The organism is Actinomadura geliboluensis, from assembly GCF_005889745.1.
In the GTDB taxonomy this organism is placed as follows: Bacteria; Actinomycetota; Actinomycetes; order Streptosporangiales; family Streptosporangiaceae; genus Spirillospora; species Spirillospora geliboluensis.
Genome location: NZ_VCKZ01000058.1, coordinates 1 through 21554, shown reverse-complemented (window position 1 = coordinate 21554; position 21554 = coordinate 1). Strand labels below are relative to the sequence as shown.

The 21554-nt window shown below is 75.4% G+C and carries 19 protein-coding genes and 1 pseudogene; 11 read left to right on the top strand and 9 right to left on the bottom strand.

Features of this window, described 5'->3' with window-relative positions; genetic code table 11:
* Window positions 1-33 precede the first annotated feature (33 nt).
* The 5 genes and pseudogenes from ETD96_RS11125 to ETD96_RS48065 all read right to left on the bottom strand — a co-directional run.
* Window positions 34-1761, bottom strand: a complete 1728-nt coding sequence (locus tag ETD96_RS11125; RefSeq protein ID WP_138636244.1) for an ABC transporter ATP-binding protein — start codon at window positions 1759-1761, stop codon at window positions 34-36.
* Window positions 1758-3515 (bottom strand): ABC transporter ATP-binding protein, encoded by a 1758-nt coding sequence (locus tag ETD96_RS11120; protein ID WP_171068969.1) that lies wholly within the window; start codon window positions 3513-3515, stop codon window positions 1758-1760. Before ETD96_RS11120 ends, ETD96_RS11125 begins: the two co-directional genes overlap by 4 nt.
* Window positions 3512-3913, bottom strand: coding sequence for a cupin domain-containing protein (locus ETD96_RS11115; protein ID WP_138636242.1), 402 nt, complete (start codon window positions 3911-3913; stop codon window positions 3512-3514). The genes ETD96_RS11120 and ETD96_RS11115 overlap by 4 nt, the downstream gene beginning before the upstream one ends.
* Window positions 3910-4980: an MFS transporter gene (locus ETD96_RS46590; RefSeq protein ID WP_274704600.1), complete on the bottom strand. Its 1071-nt coding sequence runs from the start codon at window positions 4978-4980 to the stop codon at window positions 3910-3912. The genes ETD96_RS11115 and ETD96_RS46590 overlap by 4 nt, the downstream gene beginning before the upstream one ends.
* 112 nt (window positions 4981-5092) lie before the next feature.
* A pseudogene (locus tag ETD96_RS48065) lies at window positions 5093-5263 on the bottom strand (MFS transporter); the annotation flags it as partial.
* Window positions 5264-5572: 309 nt separating this feature from the next.
* Here ETD96_RS48065 and ETD96_RS11105 point away from each other — a divergent pair.
* Together ETD96_RS11105 and ETD96_RS11100 are read left to right on the top strand one after the other, a co-directional pair.
* Window positions 5573-6709, top strand: coding sequence for a sensor histidine kinase (locus ETD96_RS11105; protein WP_138636241.1), 1137 nt, complete (start codon window positions 5573-5575; stop codon window positions 6707-6709).
* Window positions 6706-7365, top strand: a complete 660-nt coding sequence (locus tag ETD96_RS11100; protein WP_138636240.1) for a response regulator — start codon at window positions 6706-6708, stop codon at window positions 7363-7365. The genes ETD96_RS11105 and ETD96_RS11100 overlap by 4 nt, the downstream gene beginning before the upstream one ends.
* 11 nt (window positions 7366-7376) lie before the next feature.
* On the opposite strand, the gene ETD96_RS11095 is transcribed toward ETD96_RS11100, so the two are convergent.
* Window positions 7377-8489, bottom strand: a complete 1113-nt coding sequence (locus tag ETD96_RS11095; protein WP_138636239.1) for an ADP-ribosylglycohydrolase family protein — start codon at window positions 8487-8489, stop codon at window positions 7377-7379.
* Window positions 8490-8869: 380 nt separating this feature from the next.
* On the opposite strand from ETD96_RS11095, the gene ETD96_RS11090 reads away from it, so the two are divergent.
* The 5 genes from ETD96_RS11090 (at window position 8870) to ETD96_RS11070 (ending at window position 12440) form a co-directional block, all read left to right on the top strand.
* Window positions 8870-8977 (top strand): keywimysin-related RiPP, encoded by a 108-nt coding sequence (locus tag ETD96_RS11090; RefSeq protein ID WP_138636238.1) that lies wholly within the window; start codon window positions 8870-8872, stop codon window positions 8975-8977.
* 20 nt (window positions 8978-8997) lie between these two features.
* Window positions 8998-10851: a lasso peptide isopeptide bond-forming cyclase gene (locus ETD96_RS11085; RefSeq protein WP_138636237.1), complete on the top strand. Its 1854-nt coding sequence runs from the start codon at window positions 8998-9000 to the stop codon at window positions 10849-10851.
* Window positions 10848-11105 (top strand): lasso peptide biosynthesis PqqD family chaperone, encoded by a 258-nt coding sequence (locus ETD96_RS11080; RefSeq protein WP_138636236.1) that lies wholly within the window; start codon window positions 10848-10850, stop codon window positions 11103-11105. The genes ETD96_RS11085 and ETD96_RS11080 overlap by 4 nt, the downstream gene beginning before the upstream one ends.
* Window positions 11102-11542: a lasso peptide biosynthesis B2 protein gene (locus ETD96_RS11075; RefSeq protein ID WP_138636235.1), complete on the top strand. Its 441-nt coding sequence runs from the start codon at window positions 11102-11104 to the stop codon at window positions 11540-11542. Before ETD96_RS11080 ends, ETD96_RS11075 begins: the two co-directional genes overlap by 4 nt.
* Window positions 11543-11606: 64 nt before the next feature.
* Entirely contained in the window at window positions 11607-12440 is an 834-nt protein-coding gene (locus ETD96_RS11070) for a GNAT family N-acetyltransferase (RefSeq protein WP_138636234.1), read from the top strand.
* An 87-nt stretch (window positions 12441-12527) separates the two neighbouring features.
* Here the strand turns inward: ETD96_RS11070 and uvrB are convergent, their stop codons facing one another.
* Complete coding sequence (gene uvrB / locus ETD96_RS11065) at window positions 12528-14645, bottom strand: excinuclease ABC subunit UvrB (protein WP_138636233.1); 2118 nt, start codon at window positions 14643-14645, stop codon at window positions 12528-12530.
* Between the two features lie 117 nt (window positions 14646-14762).
* Window positions 14763-15914, bottom strand: coding sequence for a sensor histidine kinase (locus tag ETD96_RS11060; protein WP_138636232.1), 1152 nt, complete (start codon window positions 15912-15914; stop codon window positions 14763-14765).
* A gap of 133 nt (window positions 15915-16047) precedes the next feature.
* Between ETD96_RS11060 and ETD96_RS11055 the strand changes: the two genes are divergently transcribed.
* The 3 genes from ETD96_RS11055 to ETD96_RS11045 are packed head-to-tail and all read left to right on the top strand — an operon-like array spanning window position 16048 to window position 18668.
* Window positions 16048-17061: a hypothetical protein gene (locus tag ETD96_RS11055; RefSeq protein ID WP_138636231.1), complete on the top strand. Its 1014-nt coding sequence runs from the start codon at window positions 16048-16050 to the stop codon at window positions 17059-17061.
* A gap of 10 nt (window positions 17062-17071) precedes the next feature.
* Window positions 17072-17752: a hypothetical protein gene (locus ETD96_RS11050; protein ID WP_138636230.1), complete on the top strand. Its 681-nt coding sequence runs from the start codon at window positions 17072-17074 to the stop codon at window positions 17750-17752.
* A 31-nt stretch (window positions 17753-17783) separates the two neighbouring features.
* Window positions 17784-18668: an inositol monophosphatase family protein gene (locus tag ETD96_RS11045; RefSeq protein ID WP_138636229.1), complete on the top strand. Its 885-nt coding sequence runs from the start codon at window positions 17784-17786 to the stop codon at window positions 18666-18668.
* A gap of 29 nt (window positions 18669-18697) precedes the next feature.
* On the opposite strand, the gene ETD96_RS11040 is transcribed toward ETD96_RS11045, so the two are convergent.
* Complete coding sequence (locus ETD96_RS11040) at window positions 18698-19930, bottom strand: ArsB/NhaD family transporter (RefSeq protein ID WP_138636228.1); 1233 nt, start codon at window positions 19928-19930, stop codon at window positions 18698-18700.
* A 56-nt stretch (window positions 19931-19986) separates the two neighbouring features.
* Between ETD96_RS11040 and ETD96_RS47530 the strand changes: the two genes are divergently transcribed.
* Window positions 19987-21554: TIR domain-containing protein (locus tag ETD96_RS47530; RefSeq protein WP_138636227.1), on the top strand; the 1568-nt coding region annotated here is incomplete at its 3' end.

Below are 21554 nucleotides of genomic sequence, written 5' to 3'. Positions count from 1 at the left end.
TCGTAGGCGGGGCGGCCGCGTGCCGCCGCCCATTTAGCGGCCGTCCGGGCGCGCCGCCGCCGGCGCGAGCGACAGGTCCCAGTACTCGGCGTAGCGGCCGCCGCGCTCCAGCAGCTCCTCGTGGGTGCCCTCCTCCACGATCCGGCCGCCGTCCAGGAACGCGATGCGGTCGGCGCGGCGGACCGTCCGCATCCGGTGCGCCACCATCACCACGGTCCGGCCCGCCATCAGGCGCTCGATGCCCGCGTGGACGGCCGCCTCGTTCACCGGGTCCAGCGCGGAGGTCACCTCGTCCAGCAGCACGATGGGCGCGTCCTTCAGCAGCGCCCGCGCGATCGAGACCCGCTGCCGCTCGCCGCCCGACAGCAGCGCGCCGCCCTCGCCGACGTTCGCGTCCCATCCGCCGGGCAGCCGCTCGACCACCTCGTCCAGCCGGGCCGCGGTCGCCGCCGCCCGCACCTCCGCGTCGCCCGCGCCGGGACGGCCGAGGCGCACGTTCTCCTCGATCGTGCCGTCGAAGAGGTAGACGTCCTGGAAGACGACGGCGATCTGCTCCATCAGCACGTCGGTGCTGATCTCGCGCACGTCCACCCCTCCGACGCGGACCGCCCCCTCGTCCACGTCGTAGAAGCGGGCGAGGAGCTGGAGCAGGGTGCTCTTGCCCGCGCCCGACGGGCCGACGACGGCGAGCCGCCGCCCCTCCGGCACCGCCAGCGACAGGCCGCGGATCACGGTGCGGTCGTCCCGCCGGAAGGTGACGGACGCGAACTCCACGTCGCGGCGCACCGGCCGGACCGGTTCGGCCGGCTCCGGCAGCGGCTCGGTGCGCAGCACCTCGTCCAGCCGCGCCAGCTGGGAGCGGGCCGCGCGCATCCGGCCGGCGAACTCCGACAGCGCCAGCAGCGGATCGGCGCAGCGGGCGGCCAGCACCAGGACCGCGAGCAGCTCCGCCGCGCCGACGTCCCCGCCGAGCGCGAGGTGGGCGCCGAGGACCAGCATCCCGGTGAACACCGCCTGCACCGCGAGGGACAGGCCGAGGGCGCCGGGCAGCGCCGACAGCGTCGTGCGGCGGGACGCGCGCCGCAGCTCGGCGAGGGCGTCGTCGAGCAGCCGGAAGCGCTCGGTGGTCCGGCCCCCGGCCCGCAGCACCGGCTGGGCCTGGAGGTACTCGATGACGCGCCCGGTCGCCTCGTGGGCGCGCTGGTGGCGGTCCTCGTCGGCGGCGGCCGTCGAGCGCCCCGCCCACACCTGGATCAGCGCGACGAGCGGGACGGCGGCGAGCGCCGCCAGCCCGAGCTGCCAGTTGTAGGCGAGCATCACGGCGACGATCGTCAGCGGGGTCGCGCAGGCGGAGATGTACGGCGCCAGCAGGTGGGCGATCACGCTCATCGCCTGCAGCACGCCGGGCCCGGCCAGGACCGACACCTCCCCGACGCGGCCCGGCCCGTACCAGCCGACGGGCAGCCGGGCGAGGTGGTCGCCGAGCCGGTGGTACATGCCGTCCAGCAGCGTCGTCCCGGCGCGGAAACCGGACAGGTCGCTGACGTAGCGCAGCACCGCGTACCCGGCGACCGCCGCGCCGAACGCGATCAGCCACGGGCGGGCGTCGCCGGGCGTGCCGCCGAACAGCTCCCGCAGGACGGGGACCAGCAGCGCGCAGGCCAGCCCCTCGACCACCGCGGTCGCCGTCATCAGCGCCACCGTGCGGCGCACCGGCGGGGCGTACTCGGGTCCCAGCACGCGCAGCAGCAGTCGGATCATCGGGGCATGCCTCCCTGTGGCACGGCGTCGTTCCCGTCGGCGGCCGCCGACCGGTGGGCGTCCCAGAGCGCGGCGAACCGCCCGCCGCGGGCGAGCAGGTCGGCGGGCCGGCCGCGCTCGGCGATCGCCCCGTCCTCCAGGACCACGACGGTGTCGGCGTCCGCGATCGTCTCCATGCGGTGGGCGATGACCAGGACCGTCCGGTCGCCCTTCAGCGCGGCGAGGGCGCGGCGGACCGCCCGCTCGGTCCGCGGGTCGGCGAACGCGGTCGCCTCGTCCAGCACCAGGACGGGGGTGCCGGCGAGCAGCGCGCGGGCGAGCGCGATCCGCTGCGCCTCGCCGCCCGACAGCCGCGCCTCGTCGCCGATCACGGTGTCGTAGCCGCGCGGCAGCTCCATGATCCGGTCGTGGACGTCGGCGAGCCGCGCGGCGCGGACCACGTCGTCGCGCCCGGCCCCCGGTACGGCGAGCGCGATGTTGTCGGCGACCGGCGCGCGCAGCAGCCGGACGTCCTGGAACACGAAGGAGACCGCCCGGTACAGCTCGCGGCTCCCGATCTCGCGCAGGTCCGCGCCGCCGAGCAGGACGGCGCCCTCGTCCGGGTCGAAGAACCGCGGCAGGAGCTGGACGAGCGTGGACTTCCCGCTCCCCGACGGCCCGACGACGGCGGTGACCGTCCCCGGTTCGAGGACCAGGTCGACGCCGCGCAGCACCTCCCGGCCGGCGTCGTAGCCGAACCGGACGCCGCGCAGCTCCACCCGGTGGCCGCGCGGCGCGACCGGGCGGGCCGGCTCCGGCAGCGCCGGCACGTCGAGCACCTCCCGGATCCGGCCGACCGCGCGGCGGGCGGCCTGCATGTCGTCGAAGCCGTGGCCGAGGGCCTCCACCGGCGCGGCGAGCCCCAGTCCGAGCAGCAGGAACGGCAGCAGGTCCGCGGCGGGCATGCCGCCCTCGGTGATCAGCACCGCGCCGCCGGTCAGCACCACCAGCAGCACGAACGGCGGCGACAGCACCACCTGCATCGCGGCGGCGATCCCGGCGAGGCCGCGCACCATCCGGTAGAAGGAGGTGGTGAAGGCGTCCACGGCGGTGAAGAACGCGCGGTGGGCGCGCTCGCCGCCGCCGAACGTCTTCACCACCGCGATGCCCTGGACGAACTCGACGACGGAGTCGGAGATCCGCCCCATCGCCGCGTCGAACTCCTGCTGCTCGCGCAGCCGGGCGGGGGTCATCATCAGCGGCACCGTCGCCACCGCCAGCGCCACCGGGATCAGCGTGATGAGCGTGAGCCGCCAGTCGACGGTGAACAGGTAGGCCAGCGACACCGCCGGCACGACGAACGCGGAGACCAGCTCGCCGGGGGTGTGGGCGATGAACGGGTGGACGGCGCTCACGTCCTCCCCCGCGACCTTCGCCAGCTCGCCCGTCCGGCGGCGCGACAGCCAGCCGAGCGGCACGAGCCCGAGCCGGGCGGCCAGCCGGCGGCGGAAGTCCAGCTGCACCCGGTCGTCGAGGAGGTGCCCGAGCGCCGACGCCGCGCCCGTGGCCAGCAGCCGGACGAGCAGCCCGGCCGCGCCCGCGGCGACGGCGGTCCAGACGTGGCCGCGGTCGAGCGGGCCGGGCGACAGCAGGGCGCGGCCCAGCTCGACGACCGCCAGCAGCGGCGCCAGTCCCGCGACGGCGCCGACCACCTGGAGGGCCACGACGGCGGTGAAGCTCCACCGGTAGGGGCGCAGCAGCCCCGGCGCGCTCACCGCTCCCCCGTCGCGCCGGACCGCTTCTCCCGGCGGCTGCCGCGCGGCAGTGTCGCGGCCATGATCGTGCTGGGGGTGTCCAGCTCGATGCGGTGCCAGCGCCCGCGCGGGACGACGGCGGCGGTCCCGGCCGTCAGCCGGATCTCCTCCTCCCGCCGCCCCGCCCGCTCCGGGCGCAGGTAGAGGCGGATCTTCCCGATGAGGCAGGACACGACCTCGTCGGCCTCGGGGTGGACCTCCCAGTGGTCGGCGTGGACGTCGGCGGCGGTCTTGGCGTGGAACGTCCGAAGCTGCCAGCCGTCCAGGTCGAGGGGGCCCGCCGCACTCCCGGTGCGGACGGTGCCGCCCCGCTGGAGATGCACGGGTGCCCCGAAAAGATCGATCGGCGCGACGGTCATGCGGAGGTTCCTTCCTGCGGCGGCGGGCTCGTCCTGGGCAGGACGGTGAGGGCGATGAGGGCGGCGGCGGCCAGCAGGACCGCGGCGAGGGTCAGGCCGAGCGCGTACCCGTCGTTGAGGGCCGCGGGCGTGGCGGCGCCGCCGGCGCGGTCGCTCGCCGCGGTGCCGAGGGCGGCCAGGCCGAGCGACGCGCCGATCTGGCGGGAGCTGTTGAGCAGCCCGGAGGCGACCCCGGTCTCGGCCGGGGCGACGCCGCCGGTGGCGATGGAGACGATCGGCCCCAGGCACAGCCCGAAGCCGGTGCTGGCGACGACCGCGGGGCCGAGGACGTCCACGCCGTACGAGCCGTCCGGGCTGATGAGGCCGAACCAGGCGAACCCGGCCGCGCCCAGCGCCGCGCCGGCGGCCAGGAGGCGGCGGGGCGCGAAGCGGTAGCCGAGCTTCACGGCGAGCACGGAGCCCGCGATCACCCCGAGGGCGAACGGCACGAACATGACGCCGGTCAGCGCCGCACCGTGCCCGAGGACCCGCTGGAGGTACAGCGACATGAAGTAGAACGCCGAGGCCATGGCGGCGCCGGTCAGCAGGATGAAGGCGTTGGCGCCGGCGACCGAGCGGTTGGCGAACAGGCCGAGCCGCACCAGCGGGTCGCGGGTGGTGCGCCGCTCGACCAGGACGAACGCGGCCAGCAGCACGGCGGCGGACACCAGGCTCGCCATCGTCGGCGCCGACGTCCACGCGTGCTGGTCAGCGCGGACGACCCCGAACACCAGCAGGGTCAGCCCGCCGGTGGCGAGGACGGCGCCGAGCACGTCCGGGCGGCCCCCGCGCACCGGCGCCGGGGCGGCGGCGACGCCCCGCCAGGCCATGCCCAGCGCGACCGCGGCCATCGGCACGTTCACGAACATCACCGCGCGCCAGCTCGCGTACTCGGTGAGGACCCCGCCGATGAGGACGCCGAGGGCGCCGCCGGCGGCGTTCACCGCGCTCCAGATCCCGAAGGCCCGCACGCGCGCGCGGCCCGAGGGGAAGGCGTCGGCCAGCAGCGCCAGCGCGGCCGGGGCCAGCGCGGCGGCGCCGACGCCCTGCGCGGCGCGCGCCGCCCACCAGATGGCCGGGCGCCTGCGCGAAGCCGCCGAGCAGGGACGCGAGGCCGAACAGGCCGAGCCCCGCCAGCAGGACCCGCTTGCGGCCGTACCGGTCGGCGGCCTTCCCGCCGAGCAGCAGCAGCCCGCCGAAGGTGAGCGCGTAGGCGTGGATCACCCAGGTCAGCCCGGCCGGGCTGAAGCCGAGCCCGGCGGCGATCTCCGGGAGCCCGACGTTCACCACCGACAGGTCCAGCGACACCATGAACTGCACGACGGCGACGGCGGCGAGGACGAGCCCCGCCCGCGCCTCGGGCGCGGCGGCCGGTGCCGTCCGCGCCGATTCCCTGATCGTCATCGCCGCCCTCCGGGGGCCGCGCGGGACTGCCTTCGTTGACTCGTGCGCATGCCGGACATCGTCGTGTCCGGGCCGGTCCGCGGTCGTCCTGCCGGGGAAGACTCCTTCGTCCGGTACCCGGGGCGCAGGAACCTCCGGCCTACTTCCCCGGGAGTAGCCGGGTTCTGCGACGTGCGGCGGAGGCACACCGCCCGGAAAGCGCCATAATCTACGCAGATGAGTTTCTTGGACGGGTGGCGGCCGCTCGCCCAGGACGCCCTGCTCGCCGCGGTGGTGGCGGTCCTGCCGGTGGTCTTCGTCGTGGCCGCGCCGGACGCGGGCCCCGCCGACGTCGCGCTCGCCCTCGCCGGCTGCCTCGCGCTCGTCGCGTGGCGGCGGGCGCCGCTGGCGGCGCTGCTGGTCAGCACGGCCTGCATGCTCGCGGTCATGGTGCACGCCCAGCCGGGCCCGTCGCCCGTCTTCCCGGTGCTGGTGGCGGTGTTCGCCGCGGTGCGGGCCGGCCACCGGGCGGCCCCGGCGCTCGCGGGCGCGGCCTTCCTCGGCGCCGACCTCGCGGCCCGGCTGCCCGGCGACGGCGGGCCGATCGACGACCTGGAGAGCACGTCGCTGATGCTCGGCTGGTTCGTCGCGGCCGGCGTGGCCGCGACGGTCGCCCGGCACCGGCAGGCGTACCTCGAGGAGGTCGAGCACCGCGCCGCCGAGGCCGAGCGGACCCGCGAGGAGGCGGCGCTGCGCAGCGCGAGCGAGGAGCGGCTGCGCATCGCCCGGGAGCTGCACGACTCCCTCACCCACAGCATCTCGATCATCAGGGTGCAGGCCGGGGTGGCCGTGCACGTGGCGCGGCGGCGCGGCGAGGACGTGCCGCCCGCGCTGCTGGTGATCCAGGAGGCCAGCGGCGAGGCGATGCGCGAGCTGCGCGCCACCCTGAAGGTGATGCGCGGCGACGCCGGGTCCGACGGCCCGGCCACCGGGCTCGACCGGCTGGACGACCTGGTGGAGCGGGCCCGCTCCACCGGGCTCCCGGCCACCCTGACGATCTCCGGCGTCCGCCGCGACCTGCCGGACGAGGTGGACCGGGCCGCGTACCGGATCGTCCAGGAGGCCCTCACCAACGTCTCCCGGCACGCGGGCGGCGCGGCCGCCGCCGTGCGCATCGACTACGCCGACGACGGCCTGGTGGTGCGCGTCGACGACGACGGCAAGGCCGACCCGGACGCGCCGCCCGTCCCCGGCACCGGCCTGCTCGGCATGCGCGAGCGGGTCACCGCGCTCGGCGGCCGGCTGCGCGCCGAGCCCCGTCCCGAGGGCGGCTTCACCGTGTGCGCCGAGCTCCCGCTGGGAGGGCCGGCGTGATCCGCGTGCTGCTCGTGGACGACCAGGCGCTCATCCGCGGCGGCTTCCGGGCCCTGCTGGAGATCGAGGACGACATCGAGGTGGTCGCCGAGGCCGCCAACGGCGAGGAGGCCGTCGCGCTCGCCGCCGAGCACCGGCCCGACGTCGCGCTCGTCGACGTCCAGATGCCGGTGATGGACGGCATCGAGGCGACCCGGCTGATCGCCGCCGACGAGCGGCTGACCGGCGTCCACGTCGTGATCCTCACCAACTACGGCCTCGACGAGTACGTCTTCAACGCGCTCCGCGCCGGCGCCTGCGGCTTCATGGTGAAGGACACCGAGCCCGCCGACCTGGTGCAGGGCGTCCGGGTCGCGGCCCGCGGCGACGCGCTGCTGTCCCCCGCGATCACCCGCCGGCTGATCGGCGAGTACGTCGCGCGCCGCCCCGGCCCCGCGCCCGGCGCGCTCGGCGTGCTGACCAACCGGGAGCGGGAGGTCACCGCGCTGGTGGCGCGCGGGCTGTCCAACGACGAGATCGCCGCGCACATGGTGATCAGCCCGACCACCGCGAAGACGCACGTCAGCCGGGCGATGATCAAGCTGGGCGCGCGGGACCGCGCGCAGCTCGTCGTGTTCGCCTACGAGTCCGGGCTCGTCGCCCCGCGCACCGCCTGACCCGGCCCGCCTCAGGAGTAGTAGCGCATGTGCCAGTCCATCGGCGGCTCGCCGTAGGCGTCGGCGGGCGGCCGCGGGCCGAACTCGACCGCGGAGCCGTGGGCCAGCTCGGCGATGACCGCCGCCGCCTCGACGCCCGCGCGCCAGTGCTCGGGGACGGCCCGCGCCCCGTACCGGGCGCCGAGGAGGCCGCCGCAGACGGCGCCGGTGGCGTCGCTGTCGCCGGAGTGGTTGACGGCGAGCAGCAGCCCGCGCGGGACGATCTCCAGCGGGTACCCGCCCGCGGCCTCCGCCGCCAGCGCCGCGTAGACGGCGATGGCGAGGGCCTCCGGGCCGGTGAAGCCGCGGCCGAGGCCCTCCAGCCGCGCGGCGGACGGCGGACCGCCGCGCACCAGGCCGACCGCCTGCTCCAGCGCGGCCGTCGTCTCCTCGTGGCCGCGGTGCTCGCGCAGTTCCGCCATGGCGTGCTCCACGGCGTCGCCGAGGGACGCGCCGTGGACGAGTGAGGACACCGCGACGGCGAACGCTCCGGCGGGCAGGTGGCCCGAGGGGTGGCCGTGGGTGAGGGCCGCCGTGCCCTGCCCCCGGGTGAAGACGGCCGCGCGGTCGGGGTGGCCGAACCCCGCAGCGGCGGCGCGGATCGTCCCGCCGCAGCCCTTGGAGTCGTTGACCGGCTCGTCGACCCGGCCGAGCGGCCGGCCCGGCTTGCCGCGTGCCGCGGCCTTGCGGAGGGCGGCGAGGGTGGTGCGGCCCGCGCCGCGGCGGGCCGTCACCGCCGGGTCCCGCAGGGCGGGGCCGCTCATGTGCAGGTCCTGTCCGGGGAGCGGCTCGCCCTGGGCCGCCAGCCACGCGAGGTAGTTGGACTGGACGAGGCCGAAGTACGCGCCGCCGATGCCCCTCGCGCGGGCCCGGATGGACGCCTGGACGCCCGCCTGCGCGGTGAGCAGCCCCAGCTGCGTCGCCTCCCCGATCTCGCCCCGCCCCGCGAACCCGGTGACGCCGGCCGGGCCGTGCGCGGCGCGGATCTCGGCGAGCGCCATGCCCTCGACGGGGCGTCCGAGCGCGTCGCCGACCGCGCCGCCGAACAGGCAGCCGAGCATCCGGTCGCCGGTCTTGTCCGTCATGCCGGTCACGCTACCGGTGCGGCGCGCTCGGTCACCGCCGATTGGCCTTCCTCGGCACGGCGCGCGAATGAGCGCGGGCCGTGCCATCTCCCTGGCGCGCGGTCGACCTTGTGATGTACCGGAAAGCCACCGAAGAATGTCCGCGCGGCTAGCCCGCGCGCATTATCGGACGGTCGGGCCGCCGGACGACCTGCTCGACTTATTCGCATTTGGTCCGATTCTCCGGACACGCCCGCTCCCCCGGCATTGCGGCGGGTACAGGAATTCGCCAAGTGGCGCGGCGCGCATTCGCGGTGCCATACTCCGCTCGTTTCGCCTTTCGCGAGGGCGGAATTGGGAGCTCCTCCAAGGAAATGCACGCCCCGGCACAGGGAGAGAAGATGAAGCCGTACGAAACCCCCGTCCTGGTGGCGGCCGGCTCGTTCCGCAAGGTGACCGGCCTGCTCGGCCGGCACGGCAACGACCGCGTCGTGCTCAGCAAGAACTGACGAGCGGCCCCTTGACGCACATGCCCGAACCGAACGGCATGCCGGGCCGCGGCGAGGCGTTCTTCGTGGTCCTGCCGGACCACGCGGCCGCCCTCGCCGTGGCCTCGGCCGTCCCGCACGACCGGACGCTGCGGTACGCCTCCGGACGGCCCTGGCTGATCGGGAACTGGCCCGGCGCCGCGATCACCGCGGCACAGGCCGGCGCCGCCCGGATCGCCGTCCTCGGCACCCCGGCCCCCGCCGACCGGCTCCGCCGCGAGGCGGGGCGGCTCACCGGCCTCACCGCGCTGGACCGGCTCGCCCGCACCCTCCCCGGCAGCTTCCACCTCGTGGCCGCGCTGGACGGCCGCACCCGCGTCCAGGGCGACGCGGCCGGGCTGCGGCTGCTGTTCCACGCCCGGGTCGGCGGCGTGACCGTCGCCGCCGACCGCGCCGACGTCCTCGCCGCGCTGGCCGGCGCCGGCCTCGACGAGCGGCAGGTCGCGGCGCGGCTGCTGTGGCCGCTCCCGCATCCGCTGCCGCACACCCCGATGTGGCGCGGCCTCACCGCCGTGGAACCGGGCGAGCAGCTGAACCTGGAGCCGGACGGCGGCGCCCGCGTACGCCGCTGGTGGACGCCGCCCGAGGCCGAGCGGTCCCTGGCCGCGGGCGCCACCGACCTCGCGGACGCGCTCACCGCGGCCGTCGACGCGCGCACGGCCGGCGGCGGGACGGTGAGCTGCGACCTGTCCGGCGGCCTCGACTCGACCTCGGTGTGCTTCCTCGCCGCGCGCGGCGAGGCGCGCGTCGTCGCGAGCACCTGCCCCGGCCGCGACCCCGCCGACGAGGACCTGGAGTGGGCGCGCCGCGCCGCCGCCCGGCTGCCCGGCGTCGAGCACGCCGTCTGGCCCGCCGAGGAGTCGCCGCTGGTGTACGCGGGGCTCCTGGACATCGACGACGCCCTCGACGAGCCGTCCATCGGGATGATGGACCGGGCCCGGGTCCTCAGCCACGTCCCCCGGCTGCTGGCGAAGGGCAGCCGGCTGCACCTGACCGGCATCGGCGGCGACCACGTCACCTGGTGCTCCGAGGCCCACTACCACGGGCTGCTGCGCCGCCGGCCGCGGCTCGCGCTGCCGCGGCTGCGCGGCTTCCGCGCGCTGTTCGACTGGCCGCTCGGCCCGATGGCGGCGGCGCTGGCCGACGGCCGCCCGTACCGCCGCTGGCTCGCGGACGCGGCGGCCGGGCTGCGCCTCCCGCCGGCCCCGCCCGCCGCCGGGGCGCTCGGCTGGGACGATCCGCCCCGGCTGTTCGGCTGGGTCACCCCGGACGCCGAGCGGATGGCGGCGGACGTGCTGCGGGAGGCCGCCCGCGCCGCCGAGCCGCTCGCGCCCGACCGGGGCCGGCACGCCGACCTGCACGCCATCCGGGCCTGCGCCCGCATCGTCCGGCAGTGGGAGCGGATGAGCGCCCGCGCCGGGCTGCCGACGGCCTCCCCGTTCCTGGACGACCGGGTGATCGACGCGTGCCTGGCCGTCCGCCCGGAGGACCGGGTCACCCCGTGGAAGTACAAGCCGCTGCTGGTCGCGGCGATGCGCGGGACCGTCCCGGACGCCTGCCTCACGCGGTCGACCAAGGCGGAGGCGTCCATGGACGCCGCCGACGGGCTGCGCGTGCACCGCACCGACCTGATGGCGCTGTGGGAGGACTCGCGGCTCGCCCGGCTCGGGCTCGTCGACGCGGCCCGGCTGCGCGACCTGGCGTCCCGGCCGGCCGTCCCCGCGCTCCGCGAGGCGATCCTGTACTCCACCGTCGGCTGCGAGGTGTGGCTGCGGACCCTCGACGGCGGCCCCCGCGCGGCGGCCGCCGCGCCCTCAGTGAAGGAGACCGGATGACCCTGCGGCTGCGGCCCGGCGTGTCCACCGCCGACACCGGGTACGGGACGGTGCTGCTCGACGAGGGCAGCGGGGACTACTGGCAGCTCAACCCGACCGCGGCGCTGGTGCTGCGGCTGCTGGCGGAGGGGTGCGGCGCCGCGGGGGCCGCCGCGGCCCTCGCCGCGGAGTTCGACGTCGACCCGGCGCGGGCGCTGGCGGACGTGGCGGCGCTGGTCGAGCGGCTGCGCGCGGCCCGGCTGGTGACGCCGTGACGGTCCCGAGCGCGCTGCGCCGCCCGGCCGGGGTGCCGCCCGCGCGGCGCGCGGCGGCCCGCGCCGCGGTCCTGCTGGCCCGGCTGCTGGCGCTGCTGCCGCCCGGCCGCATCCGGGCCGTGCTCGGCGTCCTGCGCCGGGGCGCCCGCCCCGCCCGCCGCGACCAGGCGCTGGCGGCGCGGGACGCGGTGCGCGCCGTGAGCCTCGCCTGCCTCGGCCCGCGCGGCTGCCTGCCGCGCTCGCTGGCGACCGTCCTGCTCTGCCGGATGGGCGGCGGATGGCCCACCTGGTGCGCGGGCGTGCGGACGCTGCCGCCGTTCGGCGCGCACGCCTGGGTGGAGGCCGAGGGCCGGCCCGTCGGGGAGGACGTCCCGGACGGCTACCTCACCCCGCTGATCATCGTCCCGCCGCCGGGCGCGGAGCGGCGCGCGCGCTGAGCGCGGCGGGCGGCGCTTCGGAAAATGGGATGCGGGCGGGGGCGGGGAGTGCCCATCCTCGACCATGGGATGGACGCTGAGCGATGATCACGAGGAGTTCACCGGCCGGGCGGGCGCCTTCCTGCGGAGCGACCCCGTCCGCAACACCGTGACGCTGACCCTGACCGAGTCCATGCGGCGCCGAAACCTCTACCCGCACGCGCTGTTCGGGTGGTGGACGGAGGGCGCGGACGTCGCGGGCACGGTCCTGTGGACGACGGACCGCTATCCGCCGCTCCTGAGCGCGATGCCGGAGCGGGCCGCGCGGGAGCTGGCGGACGTGCTGGCCGAGCGCGCCCCGGTGGTCGGGGCCGTCAACGGCACGCCCGGGACGGCGGCGGCGTTCGCGGCCGCGTGGACGCGCCGCACCGGGGCGCCGAGCCGGGTCGCGCTGCGGCAGCGGCTCCACCGGCTGGCCCGGCTCGAACCGCCCGACCCGGCGCCCGGCGGCGCCGCCCGCACCGGCGGCGACGCCGACCGTGAGCTGGTCACCGACTGGTCCCGGGCCTTCCACCGGGACACCGGCGGGCACGGCGATCCGAACCCGGCGGTGCTCCTGAGCAGGCTCGACGACGGCCTCATCACGCTGTGGGAGGACGGCGGGCGGCCGGTGGCGCTGGCGGGCCGCACGGCGACCGCCGCGGGCGTCGCCCGGATCGCGCCCGTCTACACGCCCGACGAGCACCGCCGCCGCGGCTACGGCGCCGCCGTCACCGCGGCCGCCACGCGGGCGGCGCTGGACGTGGGCGCCGAGGACGTCGTGCTGTTCACCGACCTCGCCAACCCGACGAGCAACGGCGTGTACCGCCGCATCGGCTACCGCCCCGTCGAGGACCGCGTCGTCCTCTCCTTCACCTGACCCGCCGCGGGCACCGACCCGCGACCGCCCGTCTGATCGCCGGCCCGGGCGCCATGATCGCGCCCGGGTCGGCGAGCCGGGCGCGGGCTACTTGACGCCGGCCTCGCGCATGTCGCGGAGCTCGCGCTTGAGCTCCTTGATCTCGTCGCGGAGGCGGGCGGCGAGCTCGAACTGCAGGTCGGTGGCGGCCTGGTGCATCTGGTCGGTCATCTGCTCGATGAGCGCCTCCAGCTCCTCGCGGGGGCGCTCGCCGACCAGGTCGGCGGCGTGCCGGCCGACCTCCTTCGTCCGGGACGCGAGGCCCGGGACGGGCGCCTTGCCGCGGGACTGCTGGCGCCCGCCGCCGCCGATGAGGGTCTCGGTGTCGGCGTCCTCGCGGGCGAGGGAGTCGAGGATGTCGGCGATGCGCTTGCGGAGCGCCGTCGGCTCGATGCCGTGCTCGGTGTTGTACGCCTGCTGCTTGGCGCGGCGCCGGTTGGTCTCGTCGATCGCCCGCTCCATCGACGGGGTGACCGTGTCGGCGTACATGTGGACCTGGCCGGACACGTTGCGCGCCGCGCGGCCGATCGTCTGGATGAGGGACGTCTCCGAGCGCAGGAAGCCCTCCTTGTCGGCGTCCAGGATCGCGACGAGCGACACCTCGGGCAGGTCGAGGCCCTCGCGGAGCAGGTTGATGCCGACCAGGACGTCGAACTCGCCGGCGCGCAGCTCGCGCAGCAGCTCGATGCGGCGCAGCGTGTCGACCTCGCTGTGCAGGTACCGCACCTGGATGCCGAGCTCCAGGAGGTAGTCGGTGAGGTCCTCGGCCATCTTCTTGGTGAGGGTGGTGACGAGGACCCGCTCGTCGCGCTCGGTGCGCTCGCGGATCTCGTGGACGAGGTCGTCGATCTGCCCCTTGGTGGGCTTGACGACGATCTCGGGGTCGATGAGCCCCGTCGGGCGGATGACCTGCTCGACGACGTCGCCCTTGACCCGGTTCATCTCGTAGGTGCCGGGCGTCGCGGACAGGTAGACCGTCTGGCCGATGCGGTCGAGGAACTCCTCCCACTTCAGCGGCCGGTTGTCCATCGCGGACGGCAGCCGGAACCCGTGCTCGACCAGCATCCGCTTGCGGGACGCGTCGCCCTCGTACATGGCGCCGATCTGCGGGACGGTCTGGTGGGACTCGTCGATGACGAGGAGGAAGTCCTCCGGGAAGTAGTCGAGGAGGGTGTTGGGGGCGGTGCCGGGGCCGCGGCCGTCGATGTGCCGCGAGTAGTTCTCGATGCCGGAGCAGGTGCCGACCTGCCGCATCATCTCGATGTCGTAGGCGGTGCGCATGCGCAGCCGCTGCGCCTCCAGCATCTTGCCCTGCCGCTCCATGACGGCGAGGGTCTCCTCCAGCTCGGCCTCGATGTCGCGGATGGCGCGCTCCATGCGCTCGGGGCCGGCGACGTAGTGGGAGGCGGGGAAGACGTACAGCTCGTCGTCCTCGGTGATCAGCTCGCCGGTGAGCGGGTGCAGGGTGGCGAGCTTCTCGATCTCGTCGCCGAACATCTCGATCCGGACGGCGAGCTCCTCGTACTGCGGGATGATCTCGATGGTGTCGCCGCGGACCCGGAACGTGCCGCGGGTGAACGCGAGGTCGTTGCGGGTGTACTGCATGCCGACGAGCTGCCGGAGCAGGTCGTCGCGGTCGATCTCCTGGCCGACGTGCAGCCGGACCATCCGGTCGACGTACTCCTGCGGGGTGCCGAGGCCGTAGATGCAGGACACCGACGCGACGACGACGGTGTCGCGGCGGGTGAGCAGCGAGTTGGTCGCCGAGTGCCGCAGCCGGTCGACCTCGTCGTTGATCGAGGAGTCCTTCTCGATGTAGGTGTCGGTCTGCGGGATGTACGCCTCGGGCTGGTAGTAGTCGTAGTACGAGACGAAGTACTCGACGGCGTTGTTCGGCAGCATCTCGCGCAGCTCGTTGGCGAACTGGGCGGCGAGGGTCTTGTTCGGCTGCATGACGAGGACGGGCCGCTGGAGCTTCTCCACCAGCCACGCGATCGTGGCGGTCTTGCCGGTGCCGGTGGCGCCGAGGAGCACCGCGTCCTTGTCGCCGCCCTGGACGCGGGCGGTCAGCTCGGCGATCGCCTGCGGCTGGTCGCCCGACGGCGTCATCTCGGTGACGACCTCGAACGGCGCCACGCGGCGCCGCAGGTCGGTGACTGGGCGCATCGGCGGCTCCCCCTGCTCGGCGTACTCCCTGCTTCCCCACAACTGTATTCAGGGCGTCCGACATTCCGCGTCCGCGCCGGTCGGCGGCCCGCCGGCGCGGGTCAGGAGGCGGGCCGGTCAGGAGGCGGGCAGCGGGATCCGCGCCTGGACGGCGTAGCCGCCGCCGTGGGGCCCGGCCTCGAAGCTGCCGCCGAGCGCGGTGACCCGCTCACGCAGGCCGACCAGGCCGTTGCCGCCGCTCGGCAGCCGGTGCTCGGGCCCGGCGGTGGGCGGGGCGTTGACGATCTCCACCTCGATCGCCTCGGGCAGCAGCCCCAGGTCGACGCGGGTGTCGGCGGCCCCGGCGTGCTTGTGGACGTTGGTGAGGGCCTCCTGGACGAGGCGGTACACCGTCCGCCCGACCGCGATCGGCATCGGCCGCTCCTCGCCGCGGACGGCCAGGTCGACGCGGAGCCCGGCGGCGCCGGACTGGCCGACCAGCTCGCGGACGTGGGCGAGCGTCACCGCCTCCTGGGGAAGGGCCTCCTCGCCCTGCCGCAGGACGCCGACGACGTGGCGGAGCTCCTCCAGGGCCTGCCGCCCCATGTCGCCGATCACGGTCGCGGTCTCCGCGGCGCGGACCGGGTCGCGGCCGGCGATCGCCTTGAGCGCGCCCGCGTGGACGACGATGACGCTGATCCGGTTCGCGACCACGTCGTGCATCTCCCGCGCTATGCGGGTGCGTTCCTCGCCCCGCGCGCGCTCTGCGAGGAGGTGCTGTTCGCGTTCGAGCCTGGCGGCACGCTCCTGGAGAGAGGCCAGCAGTTGCTTGCGCGCGCCCATATAGAGGCCGAGCAGCACGGGGACGGCGATGAACGCGATGCCGAACACGGCCTGCGCGATGAAGGTCTCGGTCCTCGCCGTCGGCCCCGGGAACGCCAGACCGGCGGCGTAGCCGACGACGGCGATCGTCAGGACCGTCCTGCGGGACGACGCGTACGCGGCCAGGGAGTAAAGGATGATCAGGCCGGCGAAGGCGCCCGCCCCGGTCACCGTCGAGAAGACGACCGCGAACAGGGCCAGGCCGACGGGGTGGGAGCGCCGCACGACCAGCGAGAGGCCCAGAACGACGCTGCACGCCGACACCACGGACGGCGGCAGCCAGAACCGCTGGTCGGCGAACCACAGGAACACGCTGTCGCCGCAGGCGAGGGCCACGGCGAGGAAGACGTCGAGCGCGCGGGAGCGCCGGGTCGGCCATGCCCCCGTCCACCAGCCCCTCACGCGCATGCGAGGAGTCTATGGCGACCGGAAGCACACCCGGGCGCGCGAGACACCGAACCCCTTACCTGCGGAGCTTTTCCGCGGTCCGGACGCTGTGGTTACGATGACGGCGCCGACTAGGACGGGGTGCGACCGGAACATGACCCGATTCGCCAACTGGCTCGGGAAGAACGCCGACGCGGTGATCGCGCTGGTGCTGGCGATCGTGGTCGCGGTGCTGGGGCTCGGCGTGAACCTGCCGAACGAGGACGAGATCACCAACAGCGGGATCCTCGCGGTGATCGGCCTGCTGGCGACGTCGATGCTGCGGGACCGGGGGCGGCGCATCCCGGTCGAGCTGGAGGTCCGTGACACGCTGCGGTCGTCGTCGGTGACGCTCGGTGAGCTGAGCGACAAGCTGACCCACATCCAGGGGTTCGAGACCGTCCTGTCCGACACCCAGCGCGCGCTGGACGAGAGCACGGTCGTCCGGGTCATCAGCGGGGCGCAGGTCGCGCAGGTCCTCGCGGAGGCCCGGCGCGACACCGACCGGTGGTTCTTCAAGGGCGGCACCGGCACCTACATCCGCGCGCGGACGCTGCCCGAGTGCGTGGCGGCGGCGCGCCGGGAGCGGCGCACGCTGCTGTTCCGGGTGGAGATCCTCGACCCCACCAACGTGGAGGTCTGCGAGGCGTACGCGCGCCACCGCCGCTCGGTGTCGGACGGCCCGGACGCGACGGGCGAGCCGTGGACGCTGGAGCGCACCCGCAAGGAGGCGTACGCGACGATCCTGGCGGCGTGCTGGCACAAGCAGCGGTTCGCCATGCTCGACATCGACATCGGCCTTTCGCAGACCATGACGACGCTGCGCTACGACCTGGCCGCGTCCCGCCTGGTGGTGACCCGCGACGACCCGCGCGGCGAGGCGCTTGTCGTCGACAACGCGAAGTTCTACTACAGCTGGGTGAGCGCGGAGCTGCAGACCAGCCTGGACCAGGCGCGCCGCGTCCCGGTGGAGCAGGCGCGGCTGGCGCCGCTGGACGAGGAGCCGACCGTCGAGGAGGTCCGCAAGCTCTTCGAGGTGACCGGCATCGAGCTCGCGCACGGCTACACCGACCGGGACGTCATCGACATCATCCGCAAGGCGCTGCGGGCGAAGGACCCCTACGAGTGAGGCCGCGGCGGTGAGGTACGAGGAGATCAGCGCGCAGATCCGCGCCGGGACCGCGGCGCGGACGCTGCCGGCGTGGGCGGGCGGCGTCCTGGCGGAGATCCTCGGCGGCCTCGCCGCGGGCGCGCCGCCGGTCCCGGCGGTGCGGCACCCGCTGGGCTTCCTGTGCCTGCCGGTGGAGCGCAGCGGCGACCTCGGCGTGTGCCTGCACATCTGGACGCCCGAGGTCCGGCCGGCCCCGTCCACCACGTCGCCGGTGCACTGCCACAGCTGGGAGCTGCTCAGCTTCGTCCTGTACGGGACGGTGCGGAACGTGCGGGTGGACGTGGAGGAGGCGTCCGGAAGGGCGCCGCAGCAGGTGTTCGAGGTGGTGAGCCACGGCGACGTGGACGAGCTCAGGGCGACCGGGCGCGCCGTGAACTGCCTGCCGGGCCGCTCCACCGCGCACCGGACGGGCGATTCGTACACCCTGCCCGCGGGGGTGTTCCACAGCACGCTCATAGAAGGGGGCAGTGACGCGGCCACGGTCGCCCTGGGCCGGCAGACGCCGGGCGGCGGCGACCTGTCCCTCGGCCCCTTCGACACGCCCACGCACCGCGTACACAGGTCACGTTCCGATCACGCCGACACCGAGCGCGCCCTGCGGCGCTCCGCGCGCAAGATCGCCGCCGCCCACTGCTCGGCGCGCCGGTAGGCCGCCGCCGGACCCCGACTGGAGAGGCCCGATGAGATCCACGACCCCGCCCGCGGCCCTTCCGGTCGACCTCTCCGAGGCCCGCCGGGTGGCGGTGGACGCCGCCGAGGCCGCGGGCGCCCTGCTGAGCGCCGGCATGGCCGGTCCCCTGGACGTCCGGCCGAAGGGCACCGGCGGGGACGTGGTCACGGCGCTGGACACGGCCGCCGAGGAGCTGATCGTCGGCCGGCTGCGGGCCGCGTATCCGCGGCACCGCATCATCGCGGAGGAGGCGGGCGTCCTGGACGGTGCGCCCGGCGAGGACATGGTCTGGCTCGTCGACCCGCTCGACGGCACCAACAACGTGGCGATCGGCATGCCCGTGTACGCGGTGGGGCTGGCGTTGTGCGCGCGCGCCGAGCCGGTCTTGGGGGTCGTCCACGATCCGGTCTCGGGGCGGACGTGGTCTGCGGTGCGGGGACGAGGCACCCTGGGCCCGGACGGCGCACAGCTGAGGCTGCCCGACCGTCCGCGCTCCGGCCGGGAGGACAACCCCGTCCTGGCGTGGACGCAGGGGCACCAGGTCACCTCGGAGGATCGCGCGGCGTTCGCCCTGCGCGCGGCCTTGGAGAAGCGGTGCGCGCGCATGCTGCAGCTGTGGGCGCCGCTGGTGGCCTGGACGATGCTCGCCCGCGGCGACATCGACGGCATCGTGGGCTACCTGCCCGAGACCGTGGACCTGCCCGCCGGGGCGATCCTGGCCGCGGAGGCCGGCGCGGAACTGCGCCGCCTGGACGGCCTCCCCTACGAGCTGGGCATCGACCGCCCGGCGTCGGAGCTGAGCTTCGTGGCCGCGCGCCCGGACCTCCTCGACCGCCTCCTGGAGACCACCACGCGCATAGCCCGGCCCGACGGCCGCTTCCACATCGCCTTCTAGCGCCGCTCCTACAGCCACCCGGGGCGGGCTTACCGGGTCAGCAGCAGTGCCCCGACCGACGCCGCACACCCCAGGACGGCCAGCACCGCTCCCGTCAGGACGAACTTGCGCATGGGGACGCGCACGTCCCACCGGCGGCACCACTCGAACCACAGCAGCGTGGCGAGCGAACCCCACGGGGTGATGACGGGCCCCACGTTCGTCCCGATGAGCAGGGAGAGCAACTGCTCCTGGTTGGACGCCGGTACGGCCGACTCCCCCGCCACATACGCGGGAAGGTTGTTGAGGACGTTCGACAGCCCCGCTCCGGAGAACGCCGCGCGGAAGGCGCCCAGGGCGTCGCCGTCATGGCCGACGAAGGCGACCATCGCGTCGTCCAGCCCGAACCGTTCCAGCGTGGGCACGACCAGGAACAGCCCGGTGACGAACACCATCAGCTGCCACGGGATGAGGGAGGGGCGCAGCGCCGACCGGTCGCGGACGGCGAAGGCGGCGACGGCCACGGCCGCGGCCACGGTCGCGGCGACGCCGAGCTGGACCCCGGTGTGCACGCCCCCGAGGATCGCGGCGATGAACAGCAGGCACGCGACCCCGGTGGCGGAGAACAGCACCCGGTCGCGGACGGGCGCGGGCGCGGGCGGGTCGTAGGCGTCCTCACCGCGCATGCGGCGGCGCCAGTAGAACGCCCACAGCAGCGCCATGGTGACGGCCAGGACCGCGAGCTGCGGCAGCCACATGCGGGCCGCGAACGCGCGGGTCTCCAGCGCCACCCGGTCGGCGGCGAGCAGGTTGGTCAGGTTCGACACCGGCAGCAGCAGGCTCGCGGTATTGGCCAGCCACACCGTCGTCATCGCCAGCGGAAGGGTCGCGATCCGCGCGCGCGCCGCCAGCGCCAGCATCACCGGGGTCAGCAGCACGGCGGTCGTGTCGAGGTTCAGGAAGATCGTGGTGAGGGACGCGAACGCCACGCACAGCAGGAACAGCGCGGCGTAGTTGCCCCGCCCGGCCTTCGCCATCCGCTGCGCGATCGCGTCGAAGACCCCGGCCTCCTTGGTCAGCTCCGCCAGGACGATGACGCTGAACAGGAACAGCAGCAGCGGCGCGATCCGTCCGATGCTGGACCGCGCGGTATCGGCGGGCAGCAGGCCGGTGGCGACGAACAGCAGCCCCGCCGCGAGGACGCCGACCCGGATCCAGTCCAGGACGCCGAGAGAGCCGGCGGCGCGGCGCAGGGTCTCCATCGGGGGCTGCACGGCCGCCATGATCCCATAGGAGCGCGGGCCATGATTTCGTCCGGCCGCCGCGCGATACTGGCGGCATGACACCCTCCGGCGGCCACCCCAGGCAGGAGCGTCCGACCGACTTCTTCATCAGCTACTCCCCCGCGGACGAGCGGTGGGCGGCCTGGATCGCCTGGCAGCTGGAGGCCGCCGGGCACCGGACGATGATGCAGGCGTGGGACTTCGTGCCCGGCACGAACTTCATCGACTACATGGACCGCGGCCTGTCGGAGGCCAAGGCCGTGGTGGCGGTGCTGTCGCGCAACTACCTGCGGTCCCGGTACGGGCGGCTGGAGTGGATGGCGGCGCTGCGGGCCGACCCGGACGACCCCGCCCGCAAGCTCGTCACCGTCCGGATCGAGGACTGCCCGATCGACGGGCTGCTGTCCACGATCACCTACGTGGACCTGGTGGGCGTCGACGACCCCGACGAGGCGCGCGGGCTGCTGATGCGGCGCATCCAGGAGGCCCTCGCCGGGCACGCGCGGCCCCTGGACGGCCCCGGCTTCCCCGGCGGCGGCTCCCCCGCACCGAACGGCGGCGGCGTCCCGCCGGGCCGCCTGGAGGGGGCTGAGGGGCCGCAGGAGCCGGTCGGGGAGCGGCCCGCCCGGCGGGCACCGGCGGCGGCCCCGGCGTTCCCGGCGGCGGGCGGCGGGGCCGAGCCCCGCGAGCGGCTCAGCGTGCTGCACGTGTCGGGGCCCCGGTTCGGGCGGACGCTCGCCGAGCCCGGCGAGCCCACCACCGCCGCCGAGCTGCAGGACCGCATCTGGAGCGACGTGACCCGGCTGGCCGACGCCGGCGTGCCGCGCCCCGACCTGCTCGTCGTCACCGGCAACCTCACCCACTCGGGCAGCCGCCGCGAGTTCGCCGAGGCGCTGTCGTTCCTGACCAGCCTGCGGGCGCTGCTCGGCCTGGAGGCGCAGCGCGTCGTGATCGTGCCGGGCACCCACGACGTCACCCGCGCCGCGTGCCAGGCGTACTTCTCCAGCTGCGAGGCCGACGACATCGAGCCGCAGCCGCCGTACTGGCCGAAATGGCGCCACTACGCGGGCCTGTTCAAGGAGTTCTACCAGGGCATCGACGCGCTGATCTTCGACAGCGCGCAGCCGTGGACGCTGTTCCCCGTCCCCGACCTGCGGGTCGTGGTCGCCGGCCTCAACTCGACCCTGCCGCAGACCCACCGCGAGGAGGACCGCTACGGCCGGGTCGGCCAGGCCCAGGCCGCCTGGTTCAACGAGCGGCTGCGGCACTTCGAGGGCGAGGGGTGGCTGCGCCTGGGCGCGGTGGAGCACACGCCCATCGCCGGCGAGCCCGGGGCGCTGCGCGACCCCGACACGGTGGAGACGCTCCTCGGCGGCCACGTGAACGTGTTCTTCCAGGGGACGGAGTCGGAGCTCGGCGCCGTCCCGCTGCTCGGCGGCGGCGCACCGTCCGTCCCGGCGCTCGGCCCCGGACGGCACCAGACCGTCGTCCTGACCCGCGACGGCATGGAGCGGTGGATCCCCGAACGCGCCGCCCAGCGCGGCCCGGAACGGCTCGAACGGTCGTGGGAGGGCGTCGCGGGTCAGGACGCCGGTCTGGTGCCGTCCGGGGCCGAGCGCCGGGA

Coding starts and splice junctions, on each gene's coding strand:
- ETD96_RS11080 (WP_138636236.1), top strand. CDS start 10,848: ATGACCCTGCGGCTGCGGCCCGGCGTGTCCACCGCCGACACCGGGTAC.
- ETD96_RS11055 (WP_138636231.1), top strand. CDS start 16,048: ATGACCCGATTCGCCAACTGGCTCGGGAAGAACGCCGACGCGGTGATC.
- uvrB (WP_138636233.1), bottom strand. CDS start 14,645: ATGCGCCCAGTCACCGACCTGCGGCGCCGCGTGGCGCCGTTCGAGGTC.
- ETD96_RS11125 (WP_138636244.1), bottom strand. CDS start 1,761: ATGATCCGACTGCTGCTGCGCGTGCTGGGACCCGAGTACGCCCCGCCG.
- ETD96_RS11070 (WP_138636234.1), top strand. CDS start 11,607: ATGGGATGGACGCTGAGCGATGATCACGAGGAGTTCACCGGCCGGGCG.
- ETD96_RS11115 (WP_138636242.1), bottom strand. CDS start 3,913: ATGACCGTCGCGCCGATCGATCTTTTCGGGGCACCCGTGCATCTCCAG.
- ETD96_RS11090 (WP_138636238.1), top strand. CDS start 8,870: ATGAAGCCGTACGAAACCCCCGTCCTGGTGGCGGCCGGCTCGTTCCGC.
- ETD96_RS11045 (WP_138636229.1), top strand. CDS start 17,784: ATGAGATCCACGACCCCGCCCGCGGCCCTTCCGGTCGACCTCTCCGAG.
- ETD96_RS11040 (WP_138636228.1), bottom strand. CDS start 19,930: ATGGCGGCCGTGCAGCCCCCGATGGAGACCCTGCGCCGCGCCGCCGGC.
- ETD96_RS11060 (WP_138636232.1), bottom strand. CDS start 15,914: ATGCGCGTGAGGGGCTGGTGGACGGGGGCATGGCCGACCCGGCGCTCC.
- ETD96_RS11095 (WP_138636239.1), bottom strand. CDS start 8,489: ATGACGGACAAGACCGGCGACCGGATGCTCGGCTGCCTGTTCGGCGGC.
- ETD96_RS11105 (WP_138636241.1), top strand. CDS start 5,573: ATGAGTTTCTTGGACGGGTGGCGGCCGCTCGCCCAGGACGCCCTGCTC.
- ETD96_RS11085 (WP_138636237.1), top strand. CDS start 8,998: ATGCCCGAACCGAACGGCATGCCGGGCCGCGGCGAGGCGTTCTTCGTG.